Below are 25529 nucleotides of genomic sequence, written 5' to 3'. Positions count from 1 at the left end.
TCCTGGTGACTTAAGCGTGTGGTCGAATTCGACCGACACCCTCACCGCGCAAAAACCGTAACGATTGATCAACTGTCTTGCGACATCGCAGAAGGGCGTGGCGTCGGCGTCATCGATCGACGCGGCTGACCACGTCCATCAACTCGGCGATCTTGCGGCGTTGGTCGGCCTTGTCGCCTGACGAGATCGCGTGCTCCACGCAATGCGCGACGTGATCGCGCAGGATCTCCTCCTCGACGCGCCGCAGCGCTGCGCGGGCTGCGGCGATCTGCGTAACCACATCAATGCAATAGCGGTCGGCCTCGACCATGCCGGCAAGGCCGCGAACCTGACCCTCGATCCGTTTGAGGCGTTTTAAACAGGATGTCTTGATCTCGTCGCGCATGAAGTCCATATACCCCCATAGGGTATATGTTTCAAGAGGCGAGGTCGCGATGGCAGAGACAACTCACACGCATGCGGGGCACGCTGCCCATGGCGGTCACAAGCATGGCGCATGCTGTTCCCACGACCACCATCACGCCGAGGCTGCGTCGGCCAAAGTGCTCGATCCCGTCTGCGGCATGACCGTCGATCCCGCGACCGCCAAGAACCGCCTGATCTATCAGGGCCATGAGTATTTCTTCTGCAGCGCGCGCTGCCGCGAGCGGTTCGATGCGGATCCCGAGAGTTTTCTGAAGCCGAAGGAGGCCGCGCCGCCGGCGCCGGCCGGCACCATCTACACCTGCCCGATGCACCCGGAGATTCGCCAGGAAGGACCCGGCAGTTGTCCGATCTGCGGCATGGCGCTGGAGCCGGAGCAGGTCTCGCTCGACGACAAGCCTGATCCCGAACTGATCGATATGACCCGGCGCTTCTGGATTGCACTGGCGCTGACCCTGCCGGTATTTGTGCTGGAAATGGGCGCGCATCTCGGCCTGATGCAGCTGGTGTCGCCAACAACGTCGAACTGGATTTCGTTCGTGCTGGCGACGCCGGTGGTGCTGTGGGCCGGAGCGCCGTTCTTCGAGCGCGGATGGCGCTCGGTGGTGACGCGCAATCTCAACATGTTCACGCTGATCGCCATGGGTACCGGCGTTGCCTGGATCTACAGCGTGGTCGCGACCTTTGCACCCGGCGTATTTCCCGCCGCGTTCCGCGATCATCACGGCGCCGTCGCCGTGTATTTCGAAGCGGCAGCGGTCATCACTGTTCTCGTCCTGCTTGGGCAGGTGCTCGAATTGCGCGCGCGCAATCAAACGTCGGGTGCGATCCGGGCGCTGCTCGGTCTTGCGCCGAAGACCGCGCGGCGCGTTGGCAAGGACGGTGATGAGGACGTCGCCCTCGATGCGATCGCTATCGGCGATCTGTTGCGCGTACGCCCGGGCGAAAAGATTCCGGTCGACGGCGTCGTTACCGAGGGGCGTTCGTCGGTGGATGAATCCATGGTGACCGGCGAGTCCATGCCGGTGAGCAAGGCTGAGGGCGGGCGCGTCATCGGCGGCACCGTCAACCAGAGCGGCGGCCTCGTGCTGCGGGCTGACAAGATCGGCCGCGATACGATGCTGTCGCGGATCGTCGACATGGTCGCCAAGGCACAGCGCTCGCGTGCGCCGATCCAGCGCCTCGCCGATCGTGTCGCCGGCTGGTTCGTGCCGGCTGTGCTGGCCGCGGCGGTGATGGCATTCATCGCCTGGGCGACATTCGGGCCGGAGCCGCGGCTCTCGTTTGCGCTTGTTGCTGCGGTCACCGTCCTGATCATCGCGTGCCCCTGTGCGCTCGGTCTCGCAACACCCATGTCGATCATGGTCGGCGTCGGCCGCGGTGCCCATGCCGGCATCCTCGTGCGTGATGCGCAGGCGCTGGAGCGGCTGGAAAGCATCGACACTATCGTGATCGACAAGACAGATACGCTGACGGAGGGAAAGCCGAAGCTGGTCAGCATCATGCCCGCGGACGGGTTCAACGAGGGCGACCTTCTGCAGATTGCCGCGAGCATCGAGCGTTCGAGCGAACACCCACTTGCGCAGGCCATCGTCAACGAAGCAAAGCAACGCAATGTGACGCTGAGCGATACCAGTGACTTCGCGTCGCCATCGGGCAAAGGCGCGTCAGGCGTCGTCAATGGCAAGCGTGTTGCGCTGGGCAATGCGATGTTGATGAGCGAATTGAAGGTGGATACGACCCGCTCTGACGGTGTCGCCGAGCTGGCGCGGCAGAATGGTGCGACTGCCATCTTCGTTGCCGTCGACGGGAAGGTCGCCGGGGTGATGGCAATTGCCGACCCCGTGAAGCCATCGGCGCTGGACGCGTTGAAGAAGCTGCGCGCCGACGGTCTGCGCATCGTGATGCTTACCGGCGACAATGCGACGACAGCCAAGGCCGTCGCCAGGACGCTGGGGATCGACGAGGTCGAGGCGGGTGTATTGCCCGAGCGCAAGAGTGACGTGGTCATGCGTTTGCGCAACGAAGGCCGCAGCGTCGCCATGGTCGGCGATGGCGTCAACGATGCGCCGGCGCTCGCCGCTGCAGATGTCGGTATTGCCATGGGAACGGGCACCGATGTGGCGATCGAGAGCGCTGGCGTGACGTTGCTGACCGGTGATCTGATGGGGCTGGTACGCGCGCGCACACTATCAAAGGCTGTGATGAGCAATATCCGTCAGAACCTGACATTCGCCTTTATCTACAATGCGGCTGGGGTGCCGGTTGCTGCCGGTGTGCTGTATCCGATTTTCGGCATCCTGCTGTCGCCAATGGTCGGCGCGGCAGCTATGGCCCTGTCGTCGGTGAGTGTGATCGGGAATGCGCTGCGCCTGGCGAAGGTAAAGCTGGACTAGATGAAAGTGTCGGATGGGTAGAGCGTCTTCGCGAAACCCATCAATCACACGCACTGTCGTGATGGGTTTTGCTCCGGCGCGAAATGCGCCTGCGCTCTATCCATCCTGCAAAATCAAAAAAAAAGCCGGACTCAAACGAGTCCGGCTTTGAGGTATTGGCCTCGAGAGGCCGACACAATCACCTTCCAAGAGGGATTACTGAGACTTCGCACCACTGGAGGAGGGGGACAAATGCGCAGCGCAAAATCTCAGCGTCTGAGAAGTATGATCCCTGCAGGTGGCATGCAGCAACGCATCACTTGGCATGTCTGACATGTCGGAAGCGTGGGCATATCTGCCCTGAAATATTGCGGGTTAGGACGGCCAGCGCTGCGCCTTGCTGACGATGAAGTCGCGGAACACCTGCACACGAGCGACCGTCTTCAACTCTTCCGGATAGACAAAATAAGTATCGAGTTGAATCGAGTCCGACTCGCTGAAGAGCTGAACCAGGCGATCGTTCTCTTCGACCAGATAGTCCGGCAATGCTGCAATGCCCAAGCCCTGCTGGCAGGCGCGCATCAGGCCCAGGATATTGTTGACCTTGAAGTAGGGCTCGCGCGGCCCCGAGCCGTTGCGCCCTGCATCGATCAGCCAGCTGCGGTTTTGCAGGTGCGGGGACACCTGCGCGTCGCTCAGCATGATGATGCGGTGCCCGTCGAGTTCGTCGAGGGTGCGCGGGGTGCCGAAATGCTTGATATATTCCGGCGAGCAATAAGCGTGGAATCCCATGGCGAACAGCTTGCGCTGGATCAGGTCCGGCTGGGTCGGCTTGCGGGTGCGGATGGCCACATCGGCCTCGCGCATCGAAAGGTCGAGTTCCTCGTCGGTAACGATCAGCGAGATGCGGATTTCCGGATAGAGCGCGGTGAATTCACCAAGGCGCGGGATCAGCCAGTTGATGCCGACGCCCGGAGTGGTGGTGACCTTGAGGTCGCCGCTCGGTCGCTCGCGGCTGTCGGTCAGCTTCGCGCGTGCCGCCTGCAGCTGCATAAACACGTCATGGGCGGTGCGGAACAGCAGATCGCCCTGTTCGGTGAGGATCAGGCCGCGGGCGTGGCGGTGGAACAGCGAGACCGCCAGTTCCTGCTCCAGCGCGCTGACCTGTCGGGAGACTGCCGATTGCGACAGGCCCAGTTGCTCGCCTGCATGCGTGAAGCTCCCCGCTTCCGCCGCCGCGTGAAACACCTTCAGCTTGTCCCAGTCCATATCTGTAAATCCGTCGCGGGTTCGTTTCATCATTATTCGGCCGCTGCGCGGTCATGAGCATGCGCCGCCAGATAGCGTTCAGCTTCCAGGGCGGCCATGCAGCCCATACCGGCGGCGGTGACCGCCTGCCGATAGGTTTCGTCCGCCACGTCGCCTGCGGCGAACACGCCGGGCATTGATGTTGCGGTGGAATTCGGGGCCACTTCGACATAGCCGGAGGGCTTCAGCTTGATCTGGCCCTTGATGAGTTCGGTGGCGGGCGCATGCCCGATGGCAATGAAGACGCCATCGGCTGGAACCTCGGTGATGGCGCCGGTCTTGACGTTCTTCAATCGAACATGCGTGACCTTGGCCGGACCTTCGGTGCCGCAGATCTCGTCGAGCGCCGAGTCCCAGACCACCTTGATCTTCGGGTGCTTGAACAATCGTTCCTGCAGGATGCGCTCGGCACGGAAGTGGCCGCGGCGATGCACGATGGTGACCTGGGAAGCGAAATTGGTCAGGAACAAAGCTTCCTCGACCGCCGTATTGCCGCCGCCGACCACGATCACTTGCTTGTTGCGATAGAAGAATCCGTCGCAGGTGGCGCAGGCCGATACGCCGCCCCCCTGGAACTTCTCTTCCGACGGGATGCCGAGCCAGCGCGCCTGCGCGCCGGTGGCCAGGATCACGGTCTCGGCGAGATAGACGTCGCCGCTGTCGCAGGTCAGGCGGAACGGGCGCTGGCTGAGGTCCATATCAGTGACCAGATCGGTGACGATCCTGGTGCCGACATGATGAGCCTGCTTCTCCATCTGCTCCATCAGCCAGGGACCCTGGACGACGTCCGCAAAGCCCGGATAGTTCTCCACATCCGTGGTGATGGTGAGCTGGCCGCCAGGCTGAATCCCCTGGATCAGGACGGGCTCGAGCATCGCGCGTGCGGCGTAAATAGCGGCAGTGTAGCCAGCCGGGCCTGAGCCGATGATGACGACTTTGGCATGGGTGGGGGCGGCCATGGTCGAGTCCCTTTCTGAAGGGAAATTGGTCATTGCTGAGGCGAAATGTGCCGGCGAACAGGCCGCTGCGGCGTCGAAAGTCTTGTCTGCTAGTCTAGAATATCTGGCGAGCCATGCAAGAATTGCAATTCATCCCGGCAATTTTTCCCCCGGAGACACTTAATTTCTGCGATGCACGCGCAATAAAATTGCGCAAGTTGCGGCTCCTGCGCTAAGAGAGTTCAAAGGGTTTCTTTGAATACCAGCCAGGATCCGCGCCGCGTGCCGAAAAGCCTAGACGACATCGATCTCAAGATTCTCAGTGAAATCCAGGCCGATGGCCGAATCACCAATGTGGAACTCGCCAAACGCGTCGGCATTTCGCCGCCGCCCTGCCTGCGGCGGGTCCGGACCCTGGAAGAAGCCGGCTATATCCAGGGCTATCGCGGGTTGCTGGACCCCCGATTGCTCGGTTTCGACGTGACCGTGTTCGCCTCGGTTCACCTGTCGAGCCAGGCCGATGCGGACCTCAAGGCGTTCGAGGACTTCGTTCGCAAGGAGCCTCTGGTGCGGGAATGCTGGATGCTGTCGGGCGAGATCGACTTCATCCTGAAATGCGTGGCGCCTGACATGGCGACCTTCCAGGATTTTGTCGGCCATCTCACGGCCGCGCCGCATGTCCGCAACGTCCGCACGTCGCTGGTTCTGCAGAATTCGAAATACGCCGCCGCCGTGCCGCTTGAGTTGAAGACCGCGGACTAAGAGCCGCTGCCACAAGAAAAGGGCGCCCACCTTGCGGTGAGCGCCCTTTTTATTGTCGTGATGTCGAGCTCAGCTCTTCTTGCGCAGCATCGCGTCGAGGCTGATCGGGCCTCCGCCGGCGAAGGCAAGATACAGGAAGGTGAAGCAGAACATGATGGCGAGGCCGCCATTGTTCAGGATCGGGAAAAAGCCACGCGGCGCGTGACCCATGAAATAGGCGAGCGCCATTTCACCAGCCACGATGAAGGCCACTGGCCGAGTGAAAAGTCCCAGCACGAGCAGACTGCCGCCGATCAGTTCGAGCGATCCGGCAGCGCCATAGAGCGAGAACAGCTCGACCTTCTCGAACATCGGCACCGGCGGCCACTTGAACAGTTTTGCCAGGCCGTATTGCAGGAACAGCAAGCCGGTCACGAAGCGCAGCAGGCTCAGCACGACAGGTTGGTACTTGGCGGTGATGGTATCGAAGTTCATTGGTAGTCCCCCAGTTAGAAATAGTGAAGGAATCGTCAGACGCTACGATGCGTATTTAACGCTTTGGTCCGACCACGGATGAAAGCACTTTTCAAGCCAAGTGCATTCGGAAGTTCCCCCTATACAAACACAGCCGCGTGACAATTATTTCGAATTCTTTCGCTATTGTTTGATCGAGCAACGACGGGGCGGCGTCAGCGCACTGCAATAGAGGAAGCACTGCAATAAAAAAGCCGCGCTTGAGGCGCGGCTTTCCATCTACGCTAGGCGTTGTCGATCAGCGCCACTCGACCTTCGCGATTTCATAGGCCTTGGCGCCGCCCGGCGCGACCACTTCGACCGACGTGCCCTTGCTTTTGCCGATCAGCGCCCGGGCGAGCGGCGAGGTGATCGAGATGCGGCCCTTCTTGGCGTCCGCTTCGGGTTCGCCGACGATCTGCCAGACAGTCTTCTTCTCGGTGTCTTCGTCGATCAGGGTCACGGTGGCGCCGAACTTGATGGTGTCGCCGGACAGCTTCGAGATATCGATGATATCGGCACGCGCGAGCTTGTCCTCGATCTCGCTGATGCGACCCTCGTTATGCGACTGCTCTTCCTTGGCGGCGTGATATTCGGCGTTTTCCGAAAGGTCGCCGTGAGCGCGTGCTTCCGCAATCTGCTCGATGATACGCGGGCGATGGACCGACTGACGTTCTTTCAGTTCGACCTCCAGCGCGGCAAATCCACCGGCTGTCATCGGGACCTTCTCAACCATTCTCTTCGTCCTTTAACGTCATGCGGCACGCGGCAGCGCGCGCATGAAACCATTTGTTCTGCAAGATGTCGGCTTGGCTGCGCTTGCAGCCAGTTTTTAGATGCCGGCTTCGCGTGCCGAAACAAAACAAAGACGCGACCGGCGAGTTCCGGTCGAGCCCTGCTTATTCCCGATCCCGTCGGACCTGCAGTCCGCCCGAAATCAGGTTTCGGAAAAGTAACTCTGCAATGTGCGGACCTCAAGGTCCCCGCCCAGATAGGCCCGGACGCCTTGTGCCGCCGCCACGGCACCCGAAAGAGTGGTGTAATACGGCACTTTATGCAAGAGGGCAGCCCGCCGCAGCGAGCGGCTGTCGGCAAGCGCCTGCGGTCCGTCGGTTGTGTTCAGCACCAGGTGGATTTCGCCATTGGTGATCGCATCGACGATGTGCGGCCGGCCTTCCAGCACCTTGTTGATCTTTTCGGCGGGCACGCCGTTGTCGACCAGGAAGCGTTGGGTGCCCGAGGTCGCGAGTACCTTGAAGCCGTTCGACGAGAGCAATTTGACCGCGTCGAGAATGCGGGTCTTGTCGCTCTCACGCACGGACACGAACACGGTGCCCTTGCGCGGCACGCGGGTGCCGCCGCCGAGCTGGCTCTTGGCGAAGGCGATTTCAAACGATGAGTCGATGCCCATGACTTCGCCGGTTGAGCGCATCTCGGGACCGAGCACCGTATCGACACCCGGGAAGCGCGCGAACGGGAAGACCGATTCCTTGACGCCGACGTGGTTGAGCTTGCGCTTTTTCAGATTGAAGTCGGCGAGCTTCTCGCCGGCCATGATGCGCGCGGCGATCTTGGCCACCGGCATACCCACCACCTTGGCGACGAACGGCACTGTGCGCGACGCGCGCGGATTGACTTCGAGCACGTAGATCTCGCCGTCCTTGATGGCGAACTGCACGTTCATCAGTCCGACCACGTCGAGGCCGAGCGCCATGTCGCAGGTCTGCTTCTCCAGCCGTTCGATCATCGCGGCATCGAGCGAATGCGGCGGCAGCGAGCAGGCGCTGTCACCGGAATGGATGCCTGCTTCTTCGATGTGCTCCATGATGCCGACGACGAACGTGTCCTTGCCATCGCACAGACAGTCCACGTCAACCTCGATTGCGTCCGACAGATAGCGATCGAACAGCAGCGGATTGGTGCCGAGCACGGTGTTGATCTGGCCGGTCTTGTCGTTCGGATAGCGCGCCTTGACGTCGCCGGGCACCAGCTCCGGCAACGTGCCGAGCAGGTAGTCGCCGAGCTGACTCTCCTCGCGGATGATCTGCATCGCGCGGCCGCCGAGCACATAGGACGGACGGACCACCAGCGGCAGGCCGAGATCGGCCGCGACGAGGCGCGCCTGTTCGACCGAATAGGCGATGCCGTTCTTGGGTTGCTTGAGCTTGAGCTTGTCGAGGATGCGCTTGAAGCGATCGCGATCTTCGGCGAGATCGATGGCATCCGGCGAGGTACCGAGGATCGGCACGTCGGCGGCTTCCAGCGCGCGCGCGAGCTTCAGCGGGGTCTGGCCGCCGAACTGCACGATCACGCCATGCAGCGTGCCGTTCTGACGTTCGGTGTCGATGATCTCGAGCACGTCTTCGGCAGTCAGGGGTTCGAAATACAGGCGATCCGCGGTGTCGTAGTCGGTCGACACGGTCTCCGGATTACAGTTGACCATGATGGTCTCGTAGCCGGCATCGGCGAGCGCGAAACAGGCGTGGCAGCAGCAATAGTCGAACTCGATGCCCTGACCGATGCGGTTCGGACCGCCTCCGAGGATGATCACCTTGTTCTTGTCCGACGGCTGGCTTTCGTCGGCGAAGGCACCGGCGAAGGACGACTCATAGGTCGAATACATATAGGCGGTCGGCGAGGCGAATTCGGCGGCGCACGTGTCGATGCGCTTGAACACCGGGCGCACGTTGAGCGAACGGCGCAGCGCCTTCACGTCGGCTTCGGTCTTGCCGGCGAGTACCGCGAGGCGCCCGTCGGAGAAGCCCATGGCTTTCAGCGTACGCATGCCGAAGGCGTTGCCCGGCAGGCCGTTGGCCTTCACCTTGGCTTCCATCTCGATGATGTCGCGCATCTCGGCGAGGAACCACGGATCGATCTTGCAGGAGTTGAAGATCTCCTCGTCGGTCCAGCCCAGACGCATGGCCTGGCCCACCTGCAACAGGCGGTCCGGTGTCGGCGTGCCCAGCGCAGCGCGGATCGCATTCTTGTCGTCGCCGCGGCCGAGGTCCTCGATCTCGATTTCATCCAGACCTGTCAGGCCGGTTTCCAGGCCACGTAGCGCCTTCTGCAGCGACTCCTGGAACGTGCGGCCGATGGCCATCACTTCGCCGACCGACTTCATCGAGGTGGTCAGGGTGCGCGAGGCGCCCGGGAATTTTTCGAAGGCGAAACGCGGAATCTTGGTGACGACATAGTCGATGGTCGGCTCGAACGACGCCGGGGTCGCGCCGCCGGTGATGTCGTTGGCGATTTCATCCAGCGTGTAACCGACGGCAAGCTTCGCCGCGACCTTGGCGATCGGGAACCCCGTGGCTTTCGAGGCCAGCGCCGACGAACGCGACACGCGCGGATTCATTTCGATCACGACCATGCGGCCGTCGGCAGGATTGACGCCGAACTGCACGTTGGAGCCGCCGGTCTCGACGCCGATCTCGCGCAGCACCGCCAGCGAGGCGTCGCGCATGATCTGGTATTCCTTGTCGGTCAGCGTCAGCGCTGGTGCGACGGTGATCGAGTCGCCGGTATGCACACCCATCGGATCGAGGTTCTCGATCGAGCAGATGATGATGCAGTTGTCCTTCTTGTCGCGGACGACTTCCATCTCGAACTCTTTCCAGCCGAGCACTGATTCTTCGATCAGCACTTCGTTGGTCGGAGACGCGTCGAGGCCGCGCTCGATGATGTCGAGGAATTCTTCGCGGTTATAGGCGATGCCGCCGCCGGTGCCGCCCATGGTGAAGGACGGGCGGATGATCGCGGGCAGGCCGATTTCGGAGAGCGCCATCAATGCCTGGCCGAGGGCGTGCTCCTGATAGCGCTTGCGACGGTCGCCTTCCTGCAGGATCCATTGACGCTCGTGCTCGGCAAGCGCGTCGCCGCTGAGCTTTTCCTTCTCGGCGTTGTGCTTGTCGCGATACTGCTTCTTGAGGTCCGAGGCGTTGGCGAGACGCGACTTCGGCGTCTCCAGCCCGATTTTCGTCATTGCCTCGCGGAACAGCTGGCGGTCTTCGGCCTTGTCGATGGCTTCGGCGGTGGCGCCGATCATCTCGACGTCGAATTTCTCCAGCGTGCCCTGCTTGCGCAGCGACAGCGCGCAGTTCAGCGCGGTCTGGCCGCCCATGGTCGGCAGCAGCGCGAAGCCCTTGGAGCGATCACCACGCTCTTTTTCGATGATCTTGGCGACGATCTCGGGCGTGATCGGCTCGATATAGGTCGCGTCCGCAAGCTCCGGATCCGTCATGATCGTGGCCGGATTGGAATTGACCAGAACGATCCGGTAGCCCTCTTCCTTGAGCGTCTTGACAGCCTGCGTGCCCGAATAATCGAACTCGCAGGCCTGGCCGATCACAATAGGACCGGCGCCGATGATCAGGATGGTGGATATGTCGGTGCGTTTTGGCATTGAAACTCGCGGTGGTGACAAATCGGCACAAAAAAAGGGCGCGCATATGCGCGTCCCTCGGGCCCGGGCGCCAGACCAGCCAAAGGCTGATCCTCGCGCGCGGCTGTCTTTAGACCACTATAACGGGGCGGGGAAGGCTTTTGAAGGTGCCATCAACCGGCAATTGCTCAGTGATTTGCCATTCATGCGCCATCCGGCGTGTTGGAGGCCCAGCCTGGACTTGAACCAGGATAAAGAGCGATGCATCGCCCCCGCGTAGACATTTCCGCCACCGGGCCGAACACAGTGTTACCGATCACGGGCCGGTCATCTACCTGAAGTTTCGCGAACCTTTTGTTAACCCTAACATTCCGGACGACGGTGCCTGGAAACCGTCAAAAGGCGTGGTGGGCGACGAAGGTCATACGCGACGAGTTGTGGCCGATATTGACCGGTGCCCGTGACGCCTGGAAACCGGCCGCCGTCAGTTTGGCCAGCATTTCCGTCTCGCTGTAGCGCTGCAGGCCAACTTTGGTGCGCAACTGGCGGTAATCGGACAGGGCCGTGCGCACCAGACCGATGAGCGCATCCCAGAGAAAGCCGTGCTCCCGGGCGAGCTTCAGCAGCGCGATGACATCGGTCGCCATGCCGACATCGGGCTGCAGGATGTCGCCGACCACCAGCTTGCCGCCGGGCGCCATCAGCCGCTTGACCACCGCAAAGGCTTCGTCGAGTTCGGGGCTCGTCATGTACTGGGCCACCGAGTTCATGACGACCAGATCGATCGACTGCGCCGTCATGTTGCGCAGCTCTTCCAGCGATCGGACCCGGATTTTGGTGTTGGGTGCGAAGCGGGCGACCAGCCGGCCACGAACGCCGGGGGCAGGCTCCGCCAGGATCAGCTTGCTGCAGGCATCGGCCACCCTGGCGGCTGAGAGCGCCTCGCCGCAGGCATAGTCGAGCACGACAGCATCTTTAGAGGCGATGTAGCCGATGATGTCCCGGGCGATGACCTCGAAATGCACGTCCCGATGCAGTTTGCTCGCGTAAATCGTATGCGTGGAATCGTAATAGTCGATCCAGTCTTCCATCGTCGGCTCGGCCCGATTGTTGTTCCCGTATCGGGAACCCGTATATTTTTGATGCGTTGGAGTGGTCTAGAGCGTTTTCAGGCGGGGGGGAAACCGCCTTTCCCTCAAGAACCGCAGTTTTCGAGAATTTGCCGTGCTTTCAGCCAAGACCACTCCCTTTTTTCCTGAAATCCTCCGCCCTGAAGACAATCCTCCAGCCATGAAGCCATTCGACACAGGAAGGTAAGTAACGTGAGCACCAAGACACCGAAAATCGCCGCCGAGATGAATACCCCGACCGACCTCTCAGCCGATGCCGTGGACAAGGTTGCCAAGGCGTTGAACGGGTTGCTAGCCGACGCCTTCGCGCTTTACCTGAAGACCAAGAATTTCCACTGGCATCTCAGCGGGCGCCATTTCCGCGATTACCATTTGATGCTCGATGAGCAGTCCGACCAGATTTTTGCGACCACGGACCCGTTGGCGGAACGCGTACGCAAGATCGGCGGTCGCACGCTGCGCTCGATCGGCGAGGTCGCCAAACTGCAGACCATCAAGGACAACGACGAGGCCTATGTGCCGCCGGTGGAGATGCTGCGCGAACTGATGAACGACAACAAGAAGATGGCGGCGGCGATGCGCAAGGCCCACGAGGTTTGCGACGATGCCAAGGACGTCGCCAGCGCCAGCCTGCTGGAAAACTACATCGACGATACCGAGCGTCGCACCTGGTTCCTGTTTGAAGCGTCCCGTCAGGAAGGCGGCAACGAGGCATAGGCCTCATTCTCGATTGAATGCGTCAAAGCGCCCGCTTCACAGCGGGCGTTTCCGTGTTGAGATGCTGTCGTTGAGCGAGGGAGTGCCGGGATGGTGCAGTCGATCAAGACCTTCCTGATGTTCGAGGGCAATGCCGAAGCGGCGATGAATTTCTATGTGTCGCTGTTCGGTGATGCGCGGTGCCTGATCAGGGCGCTGGAACGTCAAGGCGGTTCTTGTTGGCCGCGTCATAGATCCGAATTTGGAGATGGGGAAAGCGGACCTTGAGTTCGCGCGCGCCGCTTGTAGCACCATCGAAAGTGGCGAATTCAGATTTGATCCGGCCGTCGATCTCGATCGCGAAACCTGCTACAGGCAACGTACCAAAGTCAGTTCTCACAGATATGGCTCCCTCACAAGACAGCGGATTCCTGCGCTTACGGAACGCTATCGAATGAATGAATCTCATCGGAGCGACCTTGAGAAGGCCCAACCTATAGCGCCGAAACGTAGGGCTCAGGCTCCCAAGATCTTTCCGAAACGTACCCAAGCCTTCCCGTCCCATTTCTGCAACTGAACCTGCGTCAACGGCCGGTAGTTCGTCGGACTGGTATTGACCAGAATTCCTGGCAGCAGCGTCGGCACGACGACGTCCTTGAGGTTGGTCGCCTGGGCCATGATGTTCTCGCGGGTCCAGTTGTCTCCGCACTGCTCGAGCACCTTTATCAGCGCGGACGCCGACGTGTAAGCGTACAGGTTGTAGAAATCGTCCTTGTTTCCCTCGTTGAAGTATTTCTGCATGAATGCGAGGAAATCCTTCATTCCCTGGTCGTCCTTCCAAGCCGGGTCCGCGACGTCCTTGAGGTAAGCAGAGGAGATCACGTCAACCGCGTTCTCGGGACCGGCAGGACCGATCGTGCCAGCATAAGAGGAGGAGCCTCCTGTGATGTAGTGCCGCGTCTTCCAGCCGGTCTCGGCGATCTTCCGGATCGCCTGCGCTGTGAACTTTGCGGTCGTTCCCGAAATTAGTGCGTCCGGTGCCGTGGCCCGGAGCTTTAGGATCTGCGAGTCGATCGTCGGATCGGAAGTCTCATGGGAGACCATCGTGAGTTGGGTGTTGCGGCGGTCTCCGAGAGCGTCCTGCGCGCCGAGCACGAAATCTTTGCCGAAGTCGTCGTTCTGATAGAGCACGGCGAACTTTGCATCGGGCTTCTCCGCGAGCATGTGCTTGACGAAGATGGCCCCTTCGGTGCGGGCACTGGGGGCGAAGCCCATGGTCCACGGATGGGTCTTGTAGTCACTCCATTTGTCGCCATTCACGGAAATGAAAATGTGCGGGATCTTCTTTGAGTTCAGGTACTTGACGATCGCGGAATTCGGTGCGGTTCCTAGATTGTTGAAGAGCATCGCAACTTCGTCGCTCTCCACGAGCTTGCGGGTCTGCTCGACCGTCTTGGACGGATTGAAGCCGTCGTCATAGTAGATGAAGTTGATCTTGCGGCCTGCGATGCCACCACGGTCGTTGATCATCTTGAAGAACGCGGCCTGGCATCGAGCCTGGACTCCATAGGCCGAGACCGGACCGCTCTGCGGCGAAGTGCATCCGATCTTGATCTCGGTCGTGGTTATGCCCGTGCTGTCGGCGGCCCGAGCCCCCACGGTGCCCATTGCGATAGCGGCAGCGGTGCTGCCCGCCAGAAACTGACGGCGGTCCATGTGCGTCATAGTCGTGTCTCCCTCATGTTTATTTTTTAAGGTGGTCGTCAGGTAGGTGTGATCAGAACCTTGATCAGCGATTTCTGGCTTCGTAACTGGTCGAACACGTCAGGAAGTTCCCTGAGCGGAACGACTTTCGACACCATGGCGGCGGCCTTCTCTGGATTACGAGACAAATATTGGCTGACATGTTCGAAATCCTTGTGGGCATATCCGAGCGCGAACCTCAGCGTCGCTTCCTTGCGAATGGCGGCACGTGGCATCAGGCGGTCCTCCGTCATACAGACGCCAACGATGACGGCACGCGCGCGAACGGCCATGACGTCGATGGTCTGCTGCAGGAAGCCGGGCGCTCCGACGCACTCGAACACGACATCGGGCGGGCCGATGCCGAGGCGCACCATCGCCGATGACAGATCCTCAGCCGTTGGATCGATAACTGCGGCGGCGCCCAGTTGCAGCGCGCAAGCCCGGCGGTTCACATCGGGCTCGCTGACCACGACCTTTCGGGCCCCGGCATGGATGGCCATCAGCAGCACGCCGAGCCCGATCGGGCCGCCGCCGATGACAAGGACGCTGTCGCCCGTCAGCGCGCCGCAGATGTCGACAGCATGTCGCGCGACGGCGAGGGGCTCCATCAGGGCGCCGTCACGGAGGCTCACATTGTCGGGCAGGCGGATCGCCTGGGAGGCACGGATGCGGACATACTCGGCATAGGCGCCGGGCACCTCCGACGTGAAGCCCATGAAACAACTATTGGCGCAGGCCTGATCGCGCCCCGCATGGCATTTGCCGCCGCTTTCACATATCTCGCATACCCAGTGCGGATTGGTGGCGACACGGGTGCCGATCTGCCAGCCCGGTGAGGTAGACTGAACGACTTCACCGGTGAACTCATGGCCCATGATGGTGCCGGGTGGGAGGGCGCCCGGCGTTTCGGCTGCGTGCAGGTCGGAGCCGCAGATGCCGGTGAACGCCACCTTGAGCAGCAGTTCGTTGTCGCCGAGCGTCGGCCGTTCGACCTCGTGAATCGAAAGCCGCTCACCCGTTCGTTCGAATATTGCCGCCTTCATGAGACGTTCCATCGGATGATCGTGTGATTTCCCATGGCTCAGGCCGGGGTCCGGATCGGGATATTCTCGTAGTACGGGATCATGATCTCGCGCTTTTCGTCGCTGACGGTGCCGAGGGCAGCCACGGTCACCGGATGGACCACGTCCGCATCGATCATGATCTCGATGCAGGACGGCTTACCCGAGGCGTAGGCGCGGGCGATGGCAGGCGCGATCTCTGCAAAGTCGGTGACGCGTTCACCATGGCACCCGAACGCCATCGCAACGCTGGCATAGTTGGTGCCGCTCAGTTCGCTGATGGCACTGTAGTTCGCGCCATACATGATCTGCTGGCCATGGATCGACATACCCCAGATCTGATTGTTGAGCACGACGGTGCAGATCGGCAGGCGGTGTCGCACCATGGTGTCGAATTCCTGGATATGAAAGCCCATGGCGCCATCGCCGGTGATCTGCATGACGCGCTGGTCGGGATCGACGATCTGCGCGCCGATCGCCATGCCGGGGCCGGTTCCCAGCGCGCCGAGATAGCCAAGGCCCTGAACGTGGCCTGGCCGGTCGGCACGGAGATGAAACGCCGCCCAGCTTGCGGCCTCGCCGCCGTCGAGAATGATCGCAGCGTTGGGCCCTGCCGCCTGCACGGCGGCTTCGGCGGCCCGGAATGGATGAATGCCACCCGGCCCGCGTGTCTCGGGATAGGCCGCCTGCAATTTGCTGGCAGCGGTGGTGGCGGATTTGGTCCAGGCCGCGCGCTCCGGCCAGGTTTCGCCGGCGGCAGCTGTGCGCAGCACATTGATCGCCGCGCCGACATCGGCGACGATCGGGATCTCGACATGACGCAGGCGGCTGAGTTCGCCGGCGTCGCTGTGCACCTGGATCAGGCGCGCATCGGCAGGAAGCAATGAGGTGCTGCGTCCGGCCATGCGGAAGCCGAAGCGGGTGCCGAGTAGCAGCGCGGCATCGGGACGCTGATCGCCGAGCAGCGCCAGGTTGCCGACGATCTGACCGTTGAGCGGATGACCGGACGGAAACACGCCCATGCCACGTGCGTTGGAAAACACCGGAATGCGGGTGGCCTCGGCGAGGGCGATGAGGTCCTCGCGGCAATCGGAAAAACGCGCCTCGCCGCCGACGATGATGACGGGGCGATCGCTCTGTTTCAGAAGTTTGATGGCCGCCGTCACTTCCTCGGGATGCGGCGCCGGGCGCGGATGGACATGAAGACCGTGTGGCGCCCGGATGTCGCTGGCATGGGCGCGCATGTGCAGCACGTCGATCGGCAGTTCGAGCAGGACGGCGCCGCGACGTCCCGTCATGGCCTTGCGAATGGCCAGCGCGGTCAGGTCCTGGATGCGTTCGGTGCTGGCGATGCGGTGCGCATATTTGGTCATCGGGAGCGCGGCCGCGATCTGGTCGAACCCGCCCTGCAGCGCATTGGTTTCGTCCTCGCGGATCGGCGGTGCGCCGATGACGAACAGCGTCGGAATGCTGTCGAGCTGGGCGTTCAGGATCGCCGTGGTTGCATTGGTGAAACCAGGTCCGGCGGTGATGACGCAGACGCCGAGCTTGCCGGTTGCGCGCGCATAACCATCGGCGGCGTGGCCGGCCGAAGATTCATGACGGAAGTCGAGCAGGCGGATCTCGTTGTTGATGCAGCCGCGATAGAAGGACTCCAGATGCCCCCCATGCAGCGCGAACACGATATCGACGCCGGCATCGCGCAAGGTGCGGGCGAGCAGTTCTCCGCCCTCGATCCAGTTGTCGGAAGCAGTTGTCGATGCGTGCATAACGTCTCCGTCTTCTTGGTTTGTGTTGGTCGGCGGCGGCTGGTTAGGGACGGGGCGTGAGATGCCCGAGAAAGTTCGGTTGGCCTGTGGCCGCGGTTATGCCGCCGTCGACGGCGAAATTCACGCCGGTCACGTAGGATGCGTCGTCCGACGCCAGGAATGCGATGGCACTGGCGATTTCTTCCGGCTCCCCGGCGCGGCCGAGCGGGATGAGGCGATCATACTCTGCCATCACCGCTTCGTTGCCGCGCAGCTTGAGGGATAGCGGCGTGGCAACCAGCCCCGGACAGACCGCGTTGACGCGGATATTGTCCCGGCTGTAGTCGAGCGCCATGTTGCGCGTGAGGTTGATGACGGCGCCTTTGGCGGCGTTGTAGGCGGCAAAACCATAGTCGCCGAACAGGCCGGAGATCGACGCGGTGTTGACGATGTTGCCGCGCGTCCCGATCAGGTGCGGGATGGCGCTGCGGCTCGCATAGAACACCGAATCCACGCAAATCTGGAAAACGCGGTGCCAGTTCTCGGGCGTCACTTCGGTCACACGGCCGAATGACCCCATGCCTGCATTGTTGATCAGGATGTCGAGCCTGCCGCGTTCGCGCACGGCGGTCTCGATGAGGGCTGACACTTCGTCCGGGTTGGTGACGTCCGCGGCGACGGTGGAAATCTGACCGTCGATGTCCTGCAGGGCCCCGGCCTGGCGGGCAAGGGCTTCCCGATCGATGTCCGAAAGATAGACATACGCGCCTTCGCGCGCGAGGCGCGCCGCTGTGGCGGCGCCAATTCCCGATGCTGCGGCCGTAACCACAGCAACCTTGCCGCTAAAGCGCATGGCGACGTTTCCTCATGAGTTTCTTCGCGTCTTCCCAGCGGGAGCGCGCAGATTGGCGTTGTTCGCCATTTTGATATAACGCGTTATATCAATCAGATTTCGTCAGCGTCAAGCGGATGGTTCGGATGGTTCGGCTGGATCGCCGCGGCGACAGCTTTCCTTGAATCTTCGCGGATGCTTTAGAGTGCGGCCGCAACATCGAGCAGGAAGTCGGGCAAGTTGGGACCACGGGAGCAGACGCGCGAGGAGTTGCGCCTAAGGATTGTCGCCGCGGCGCGCGACCTCCTGTCGGAGACCGAGTCGATTGAATTCTCGATGCGGGCCTTGGCCGCGAAGGCCGAGGTCGGACACGTGACGCCCTATAACATCTTCGGCTCCAAGCAGGCGGTTCTGCTGGCTGTGCTCGATGCGGATATGGTCGATTTCGAACACGCCGTGCAGTCAGGCCAAACCGCTGATCCCCTCACTGAGATATTTGAAGTCGTAAGGCTGTGTGCGGAGTTCTGGTTCTCGGAGCCCGTCTTTTATAAGACCCTGTATCGAGAGCTTCTCGATCAAAAGGGCGGGACGAAGCAGGCCTTTGCGACGCCACTGCGCGAAGAATTCTGGCGGCGACTGACGCGCGCGCTGGTTCAGCACGGGCATCTTCAAGGATTCGTTGCCGAGGACCCCCTTGCAATGAGTCTCCGTCGCATCGCGCTGCAGGCTATTAGAGGTTGGATAGCCCGTGATCTATCGAAGAAGCAGGTTGAAGCTGAGTTAGGCTATAACCTATCGCTCGCCTTACTTGGGATCGCAGTCCCAGAGTCGTCAGTTCGGATCAAGGAAAAGCTGTTGGGCTATCAGGCCATCCTCGTCGATAAGTCCATGTAGGCCATAAGACGCGCTCCATCTTTATGTGATGACGGACACTCACGCCGGTATACCGGCGGCGGCGGTGTCTATCGCTGGCTCCAGTCGTGAACTGAACACACCGTAGTTCGCCATTAAAAGCTCGGTTCTTTGACCAATTCTGATCGTTCGCAGCGAGGCGGACAAATTGCCGCTTCATGGCGTAGACCCTGGCGAGATATGTCGCAACGAGATCATCGCCACAGCGCTCTCCCGCCATCATCTGGAAGCCACGGCGCCTGAAGGCCCGGGCGGGTTTTGGACCGCAGAGGTGAATGAAAGCGGCGAGATCCTGTTTCTGTTGCTGGCTTGCTGTCGTGTCGGACGCGGAGGCGAGAACGCCAGCGACATCGCGATCCAAGTATATAGCCGTGAGCTCGATGGCGTGAGTTGGTACCACTCGGACATAGAGGCTGTTGAACCAGCAATCGACGCCCACAACGGTGCGCTCGGCTGCGAACTCCTCGCCACCTTAGTGCGTACAGAGATTGTCTCGCCTCGTAGGAGCCAGCGCTAAAGTTAGCAAGATTCGTTTTTATTCAATGAGCTCCGGCGCCGCTGCCTTTCACTTTGCGTGTCAATAAAACCGCCGCAGCAGCGAGCACGAGCACCGCGCTAATTACAGCAAAGGTGTCGCTGAAAGCCATCACAAGCGCCTGGTGCTTGACGGCCTTGCCTAGCGCAATGATGGATTGCTCACGTGCCGCCGCAGTGTCCGGTACGCCATGTGCCATGAAGTAGTCGGTCATCTGCGCGATCCGGTTACGGATTTCCTCTCGGCCGAGCGTCACCGATTGGCCGATGATGTTGGAGTGAAACTGTTCGCGCTTGGTAATCACCGTGGCCAGGGTCGCTGTGCCGATGGCGCCGCCGAGATTGCGCAGCATGTTGCTGATGCCCGATGCCGCGGCCACGTCCTGTGGCGCGATGTCTCCGGTGGTCACCGAGGTGAGCGGTGTGAGCACCATAGCCTGGCCGATAGCGCGCACAATATTCGGAATCCAGAGTTGGTCACCGGCATAGTCGGGCGACATGGCTGTATTCATGAAGCAGCTATAGGCAAAGATGGAAAGCCCAACGACGGCGATGTAACGGGTGTCAAATCGCTTCATCAATCGCGGCACGAGCGGGATCAGGACGAGCTGCGGCAACCCCGTCCAGGCCAATACCGCACCGATCTGTTCGGCATTATAGCCCTGCGCCTGCCCAAGATAGGCCGGCAGGATGTAAACCGAGCCAAACAGCGCGAACCCCAGCAGCGTCATGGCGATGGTGCCGAAACCGAAGTTTCGGCCCGTCAACAGCCGCAGCCGGATCAGCGGTTTTTCGACGGTCAGCTCGATCCATACGAACGCTGCCAGGCTGACAAGCGCTATGGCGGCGAGGCGCAGAATGAACGACGATGCGAACCAGTCATCCTTGTTGCCTTCCTCGAGCACTGTCTGCAGTGCCGAAAGGCCTACGGCCATGGTGAAGATTCCCGCCCAGTCCCCCTCCTTGAGGAGGCCGAGCTGCATCGGCTTGTGTTCCAAGGTCAGCGCGAGCGCGGTCACCATCACGATAGTCGGCAGCACGTTGACGAAGAAGATCGTCTGCCAGCCGTAATTCTCCGTCAGATAGCCCCCGATGGTTGGCCCAATCGCCGGAGCGAACGTTACCGACAAGGCAAAGATCGCCAATCCGATCGGCTGCTGCGCTTTTGGCAGTTTCGTAAGCACCAGAGTAAATGCCATCGGGATCAGAACGCCACCGGCAAAACCCTGCAGGCCGCGCATGGCGATCATCGATGGCAGGTCGTGGGTGAAAGCGCAGGCAACTGAAAAGAGCGCGAACGATGTCGCGCTGGCCAGCATGTAGCGCCGGAACGAGAACACACGGCTGAGATAGTCGGTGAGCGGGATGACAACGATCTCGCCGATCAAATAGGAAGTCGAGATCCACGACCCGTTATCGACGCCAGTGCCGATACCTCCTTCGATATTGAGCAACGAGGCGTTGGTGATCTGAATGTTCAAGATCGCCATGAACGAGCCGATCATAGAGGCCAATACCGCGACCCAGATCGTCAGACTGGCGCGGTCAGGATCGGCCGCAGGCTCAAATCTGCCGCGCGAAGTCGGCAAAGCGGAGATCGAGGCTGAGGGGATTGGATTTGACATGACACGAGGCTCCAGAGATTTTGGATGACGTTTTGGTCGCCGCCACGGTTTGACCGTCCCGTGCGGAGCCTCGCGTCTCAATGGTCGGGATCACCGACATGCCTGGTCGCAACTCGATCGGCGCGCTGTTGCCGCGATCCAGCGCAATCTTCACCGGAATTCGCTGCACCACCTTGGTGAAATTTCCGGTGGCATTGTCGGGTGGTAGCAACGCGAATTCCTGGCCGCTCGCAGGTGCAATGCTGTCAACATGACCGTGCACGACATGGCCCGGAAACATGTCGACCTCAATATCGACAGGCTGGCCCTTGCGCACATCGGTCAGCTGGGTTTCCTTGAAGTTCGCAATGACGTAGGCGCCGTCGAGCGGCACCACCGACATCAGCTGTGTCCCGGCTTGCACATATTGGCCGGTGCGCAGCGAGCGGTTGCCGACGACGCCGTCCACGGGAGCTACGATAGCGGTGTAGCCAAGATTAAGCCGGGCCTGGCCTTGAAGCGCAATAGCGCGCGCCCGGCTCGCGGTGGCCTGGACGATCCCGGCATTGAGCAGGTCGACCTGCTTCTGCGCGGATACCAGATTGGCCGCATCTCGTTCCAGCACGGCTTGCGCGCTGGCGATGCGTGACTGCGCCTGCTGCGCGTTCTGCACGCTCCCCGAACCGGTGGCGGCGAGGTCGGTGTATCGCTTGCTATCTTGCGCGGCGAAGGTCAACGCCGCACGATCGACGTCAAGGGTCGCGATGGCGGCGTTGATGACGGCCTGCTGCACTTCAAGCTGTGCCCGCTTGCTGGCGATTGCCGCTTCCGCCGCGGCGACATCAGCATCTGCTTGGTCGAGTGCGATCTTGAAGTCGCGGTCGTCGATCCGCGCCACGATCTGGCCAGCCTTCACGCGCTCGTTGTCGCCAACCAATACCTGATGCAGATAGCCTGAGACCTTGGGGGCGACAGTGGTGTTGTCCGCCTTGACGTAGGCGTCGTCGGTTGAGACCAGATACTGGCCGACGGTCCAGTAGTTCCAGCCATACCACGCCGCTCCGGCTACCACAGCCAACGCAGCGCCTGTCATTAGCAATCGGCGAAGGTTGAGTCTGGCAGCACCCGGCGCGGTAGTGGCATCATCTGCCATTTTTTCGGAGACGGGCTGCAGGCTGCGGGCCGCGTCGCCAGAGATTGGGCCGTCGATTGTGGGGAAAGATGGCGAATGACTGTTCATGGCGGTTGTTCCTGGAGCTTCTGTCCGTCCGACGCTTGAGCCGGATATTTAGGAAACTTGATATTTTCCAAACTAGGATTTATCTTTCTGGTGTCAATGGAATGACAGGCATCATTTAAAAGCATGGCTCGCACCAGAACTCCCTCTGACCGGCGCGACCGGGGGCGGCCGCAACAGCGGCCGGACGACGAGACGCGCAAGGTCATCTATGAGAGCGCGCGACACGAATTTGCGCGTAGCGGGTTTGCTGCCACCAGCATGGAGGCCGTCGCTCGCCACGCGGGCGTCTCCACCAAAACTCTGTACCGGTTGATTCCCAGCAAGGCCGCTCTGTTCGAGGGCATGGTGTCCGAGCGCCTTGATCGCGTCCTGACTAGCGTCAGCCTGCCGACGGGCGCGCATGCGGGCCTCGAGCACGCCCTTCGTCATGCGCTGACGGTTTGCGCAGAGTTGGCTCTAGACAAAGAGGTGGTAGCTCTGCAACGCATGGTGCTGCAGGAAGCGGGCAAATTCAGCGATATCGCGGGTACGTTCTATCGCAACGGAATGCAGCGCATGGTCAATTCCCTGGCAGGCTGGCTACGGGTACAACGTGACTGCGGTGCCATCGCGCTGGATGACGTCGATGAAGCTGCCGGGATTCTCATAGGGATGATTGCGTCAGCGCCGCAACGGGCCGCTATTTTTGGTGGCGCGCCGCTTCCGACGCGCCGGGAGATCGAGGCCCGCGTCCGTACCTGTGCCGCTCTCTTTCTGAGGGGGTGCGAGGTACGGAAGACGTAAGCACGATCAAAAATTCCAGGACTTCGACCTTCCCCGACAAAAAAAGTCTTCGCGAACGCCTGTCACAACGGCTGCTGCGGTCGGTCAAAATCGATCTTCGGTCCCGGACAATAAGCGGGGCCAATCAGGCGTGTGGGTCAAGCACTACGACGCCTTGCACCTCGCGCCGCTCCAGCAACCCGTGCGCCTCGGCCGTACGGCTGAGCGGCACGACCGCGCCGACATTGGCCTTGATGGACCCGTTGGCGACACCATCGGCGAGAAAGCGGAGCGCGCGTTGAATCAGATCCGGCCGCTTGAAAAAGCTCGGCAGGTAGACGCCTGCGAGTGACTGCGCCTTCGCCATCAGCCGGCGCGGTGCCAGCGGCTGACCCGGCCCGCGCGTCGACCCTATGACGATGCAGCGGCCGAGCATCGCGAGACATTCGAAGTTCTGGTCGAAGACGTCACCGCCGATTGTCTCGAGAATAATATCGGCGCCGCGCCCATCCGTGAGGTCCAGCACCGTTTGCGGCCAATCCGGCGTGTCGTAGGCAATTGCATGATCGGCACCGATGTTGCGCACGAAGGCGCGGCGGGCTTCACTGCTGGCGGTGCCGATGACAGTGCCTGCACCAAGTGCTCTGGCAATCTGGATTGCCAGGCTGCCGACCCCGCCAGCGGCGCCTTGAACGAGGACGCTTTCACCTTCGCGCAGCGTCGTGCAGGCCTGGAGAGCAAGAAAGGCCGTGACGCCCTGGCAGGGCAGACTCGCCATCGCGACGTCGTCGGCCGCCTCATCGAGCGCGACGACCATCTCGGCGCGGGCAACGGCCTGCTGGGCGTATGCGCCCTTCGGCATGAGCGCCATTACCTTGCGACCTATCAGGGTTGGATCGGCACCCGGTCCCGACTTCAGTACGTGCCCCACGACCTGCAGTCCGCCGACCTGGGGCAGGGTGACGCCTCCAACGCGCGTTTCAGCCTGATTGTAGACGCCGAGGCGTTCGCGAATGTCGGGGAAGTTGACGCCGATAGCAGACGTCTCGATCAGAACATCGCCTGGGCCGAGTTCGGGCTCGGAGAGCTCGACATATTCGAGCACCTCGGGGCCGCCGAAGGTTCGGTATTGAATGGCTTTCATAATGGCTCTCCTTCGACAGCCTCGCGGACTGATGCAGGGTGTGGTTGAGGACAATCGGCTCGGCCGCGATCGCTCGATCTGCTGCACACGGCGATGACGAATTGGCCGATCAGCGCTACTGCCAGCGTGAGGCCGGCCAGGGTGGGCAATTGCGTCAGGGAGACGCCGGCGCCAAGTGCTAGGCCGCCAACCGCCGCACCGGCGGCGCTACCGGAATAATGTGCCGAACTCTGCAGGGCGACGACGATGCTCCCCTTGTCGGGATGCAGCGATAGCAGGCGATGCTGCTGCGGGGTTTGTGTCGACCAGGCCCCCGCACCCCAGACGGCGCACCACAGCAGCGCGGGAGCCGCATTTGGGAGCGCCCAAGTGAGTGTGACGAACACAGCTGTCATTCCGACGAGGATGCCGGACATCACCCATTCGGGACGGCCGGTGGCGTCGATGATCACCCCGGATAGATAGATACCGACAAGCCCGCCAAGGCTCCAGGCCCAAAGATACGGCAGCGCATCCTGGACGCCTGCAGAAGCGTGCAGAAGGGGCGCGACATAGGTGTAGAGGCCGATCGACCCCGCCGACGTTACGAACGAAACGGCGATCGTGGCGGCAACTCGCGGATCGATCAGAACCGAAATGCGTTGGCGCAGCGATGGCGGTGTGGCCGCCGCCGCCGTGGGCAGTCGCAGGAGGATTCCTGCGAGTGCCAACCCGCCAAGCGCCGTCACCAGCCACATCGTGGCGCGCCATCCCATGTCTTGGGCGAGAAGGAGGCCGCAAGGGACTCCGACTGCGGTCCCCATCGCGAGACCGCCGACGATAGCTCCGAGCGCGCGCCCGCGCTGGCCGCGAGATACAAAGCTCGCGGCGGTGCTAAGGGCCGTGGGCGTATAAAGGCCCGCCCCAATCCCGGCGATAGCACGCGACACCAGCAGGAGCGGGAAGCTGGTCGTCACCGCGCTCAGCGCGTTTGCCAGTGTGAAAATCGTCAGGGCCGCAGCCAGCACGAGACGGGTGGGCTTGCCGGCGGTCAGGGCGCCGAAGAGCGGAGCAGACACCGCATAGCACACCGTAAAGACGCTGACCGTTTGACCGGCTCCGGAGATCGTTACGTCGAAACCCCCAGCAATGCCAGGTAGTAGTCCGGCCATGATGTAGGCGTCGATACCAAGAGCGAAGGTGCCGAGACTGAGCAGCAGGATCTTGTACAAGGGGCTTCCTTCACGCGCGGAATTGGCGACAGCGATCGGGGGCGCGATCAATGAGGCGAAGACGGCCCGGGTCGTCTGTCGCGGGAATGCTATGGTGAGAAGCAAGGCGCGCTAGCAGATCGTCGAACTGTCACGACTGGCCGCTGCTAGCGCATCCCGATCCTCAAGATGACGATCAACATATAATGTCTGGACACCGCTCAAGGGGAAGGGTGAAATAGTTCACATCG

At 61.5% G+C, this 25529-nt stretch carries 22 protein-coding genes; 7 read left to right on the top strand and 15 right to left on the bottom strand.

The window, feature by feature from the left end; genetic code table 11:
- Positions 1-109 precede the first annotated feature (109 nt).
- Positions 110-385, bottom strand: a complete 276-nt coding sequence (locus AC1RLZ_RS18375; RefSeq protein ID WP_371421111.1) for a metal-sensitive transcriptional regulator — start codon at positions 383-385, stop codon at positions 110-112.
- A 49-nt stretch (positions 386-434) separates the two neighbouring features.
- Between AC1RLZ_RS18375 and AC1RLZ_RS18370 the strand changes: the two genes are divergently transcribed.
- Positions 435-2819 (top strand): heavy metal translocating P-type ATPase, encoded by a 2385-nt coding sequence (locus AC1RLZ_RS18370; protein WP_493189789.1) that lies wholly within the window; start codon positions 435-437, stop codon positions 2817-2819.
- A 354-nt stretch (positions 2820-3173) separates the two neighbouring features.
- Here the strand turns inward: AC1RLZ_RS18370 and AC1RLZ_RS18365 are convergent, their stop codons facing one another.
- Positions 3174-4097, bottom strand: coding sequence for a LysR family transcriptional regulator (locus tag AC1RLZ_RS18365; protein WP_371421110.1), 924 nt, complete (start codon positions 4095-4097; stop codon positions 3174-3176).
- Between the two features lie 2 nt (positions 4098-4099).
- Positions 4100-5065 (bottom strand): thioredoxin-disulfide reductase, encoded by a 966-nt coding sequence (trxB, locus tag AC1RLZ_RS18360; protein WP_493189788.1) that lies wholly within the window; start codon positions 5063-5065, stop codon positions 4100-4102.
- A 261-nt stretch (positions 5066-5326) separates the two neighbouring features.
- Between trxB and AC1RLZ_RS18355 the strand changes: the two genes are divergently transcribed.
- Entirely contained in the window at positions 5327-5806 is a 480-nt protein-coding gene (locus tag AC1RLZ_RS18355; protein WP_315843818.1) for an Lrp/AsnC family transcriptional regulator, read from the top strand.
- 69 nt (positions 5807-5875) lie between these two features.
- On the opposite strand, the gene AC1RLZ_RS18350 is transcribed toward AC1RLZ_RS18355, so the two are convergent.
- The 4 genes from AC1RLZ_RS18350 to AC1RLZ_RS18335 form a co-directional block, all read right to left on the bottom strand.
- Positions 5876-6280 carry a DoxX family protein gene (locus tag AC1RLZ_RS18350; protein WP_493189787.1) on the bottom strand — a complete coding sequence of 135 codons (405 nt, stop codon included), beginning with the start codon at positions 6278-6280 and terminating at the stop codon, positions 5876-5878.
- Between the two features lie 277 nt (positions 6281-6557).
- Positions 6558-7034: a transcription elongation factor GreA gene (gene greA, locus AC1RLZ_RS18345; protein ID WP_371421050.1), complete on the bottom strand. Its 477-nt coding sequence runs from the start codon at positions 7032-7034 to the stop codon at positions 6558-6560.
- Between the two features lie 201 nt (positions 7035-7235).
- Positions 7236-10700: a carbamoyl-phosphate synthase large subunit gene (gene carB / locus AC1RLZ_RS18340; RefSeq protein WP_493189786.1), complete on the bottom strand. Its 3465-nt coding sequence runs from the start codon at positions 10698-10700 to the stop codon at positions 7236-7238.
- A gap of 374 nt (positions 10701-11074) precedes the next feature.
- Entirely contained in the window at positions 11075-11770 is a 696-nt protein-coding gene (locus tag AC1RLZ_RS18335) for a class I SAM-dependent methyltransferase (RefSeq protein WP_493189785.1), read from the bottom strand.
- 264 nt (positions 11771-12034) lie between these two features.
- Here AC1RLZ_RS18335 and AC1RLZ_RS18330 point away from each other — a divergent pair, with 264 nt between their 5' ends.
- Complete coding sequence (locus AC1RLZ_RS18330) at positions 12035-12526, top strand: Dps family protein (RefSeq protein ID WP_371421109.1); 492 nt, start codon at positions 12035-12037, stop codon at positions 12524-12526.
- A 90-nt stretch (positions 12527-12616) separates the two neighbouring features.
- A complete protein-coding gene (locus AC1RLZ_RS18325; protein WP_493189784.1) occupies positions 12617-12793 on the top strand; it encodes a VOC family protein in 177 nt (58 codons plus the stop codon).
- A gap of 228 nt (positions 12794-13021) precedes the next feature.
- Here AC1RLZ_RS18325 and AC1RLZ_RS18320 read toward each other — a convergent pair whose 3' ends face one another.
- The 4 genes from AC1RLZ_RS18320 to budC are packed head-to-tail and all read right to left on the bottom strand — an operon-like array spanning position 13022 to position 17913.
- A complete protein-coding gene (locus AC1RLZ_RS18320) occupies positions 13022-14230 on the bottom strand; it encodes an ABC transporter substrate-binding protein (protein ID WP_493189783.1) in 1209 nt (402 codons plus the stop codon).
- Between the two features lie 38 nt (positions 14231-14268).
- Positions 14269-15306, bottom strand: coding sequence for a zinc-binding dehydrogenase (locus AC1RLZ_RS18315; RefSeq protein ID WP_493189782.1), 1038 nt, complete (start codon positions 15304-15306; stop codon positions 14269-14271).
- 26 nt (positions 15307-15332) lie between these two features.
- On the bottom strand, positions 15333-17081 hold the full coding sequence (locus AC1RLZ_RS18310) for a thiamine pyrophosphate-binding protein (protein WP_493189781.1): 1749 nt from the start codon (positions 17079-17081) through the stop codon (positions 15333-15335).
- Positions 17082-17124: 43 nt separating this feature from the next.
- Positions 17125-17913: a meso-2,3-butanediol dehydrogenase gene (gene budC / locus AC1RLZ_RS18305; RefSeq protein WP_493189780.1), complete on the bottom strand. Its 789-nt coding sequence runs from the start codon at positions 17911-17913 to the stop codon at positions 17125-17127.
- Between the two features lie 219 nt (positions 17914-18132).
- On the opposite strand from budC, the gene AC1RLZ_RS18300 reads away from it, so the two are divergent.
- On the top strand, positions 18133-18786 hold the full coding sequence (locus AC1RLZ_RS18300; RefSeq protein ID WP_493189779.1) for a TetR/AcrR family transcriptional regulator: 654 nt from the start codon (positions 18133-18135) through the stop codon (positions 18784-18786).
- Between the two features lie 166 nt (positions 18787-18952).
- On the top strand, positions 18953-19321 hold the full coding sequence (locus tag AC1RLZ_RS18295; protein ID WP_493189778.1) for a hypothetical protein: 369 nt from the start codon (positions 18953-18955) through the stop codon (positions 19319-19321).
- 22 nt (positions 19322-19343) lie between these two features.
- Here AC1RLZ_RS18295 and AC1RLZ_RS18290 read toward each other — a convergent pair whose 3' ends face one another.
- A complete protein-coding gene (locus tag AC1RLZ_RS18290) occupies positions 19344-20963 on the bottom strand; it encodes a DHA2 family efflux MFS transporter permease subunit (protein WP_493189777.1) in 1620 nt (539 codons plus the stop codon).
- Positions 20902-22182, bottom strand: a complete 1281-nt coding sequence (locus tag AC1RLZ_RS18285) for an HlyD family secretion protein (protein ID WP_493189776.1) — start codon at positions 22180-22182, stop codon at positions 20902-20904. Before AC1RLZ_RS18285 ends, AC1RLZ_RS18290 begins: the two co-directional genes overlap by 62 nt.
- Positions 22183-22305: 123 nt before the next feature.
- Here AC1RLZ_RS18285 and AC1RLZ_RS18280 point away from each other — a divergent pair, with 123 nt between their 5' ends.
- On the top strand, positions 22306-22965 hold the full coding sequence (locus AC1RLZ_RS18280; RefSeq protein WP_493189775.1) for a TetR/AcrR family transcriptional regulator: 660 nt from the start codon (positions 22306-22308) through the stop codon (positions 22963-22965).
- 124 nt (positions 22966-23089) lie between these two features.
- On the opposite strand, the gene AC1RLZ_RS18275 is transcribed toward AC1RLZ_RS18280, so the two are convergent.
- Positions 23090-24088 (bottom strand): quinone oxidoreductase family protein, encoded by a 999-nt coding sequence (locus tag AC1RLZ_RS18275; RefSeq protein WP_493189774.1) that lies wholly within the window; start codon positions 24086-24088, stop codon positions 23090-23092.
- A complete protein-coding gene (locus AC1RLZ_RS18270) occupies positions 24085-25299 on the bottom strand; it encodes an MFS transporter (protein ID WP_493189773.1) in 1215 nt (404 codons plus the stop codon). The genes AC1RLZ_RS18275 and AC1RLZ_RS18270 overlap by 4 nt, the downstream gene beginning before the upstream one ends.
- Positions 25300-25529 lie beyond the last annotated feature (230 nt).

Source organism: Tardiphaga sp. GW822-FHT04G09 (assembly GCF_058800725.1).
Note: the sequence above shows the minus strand (reverse complement) of the source record. Positions and strands in the feature narration are given on the sequence as shown.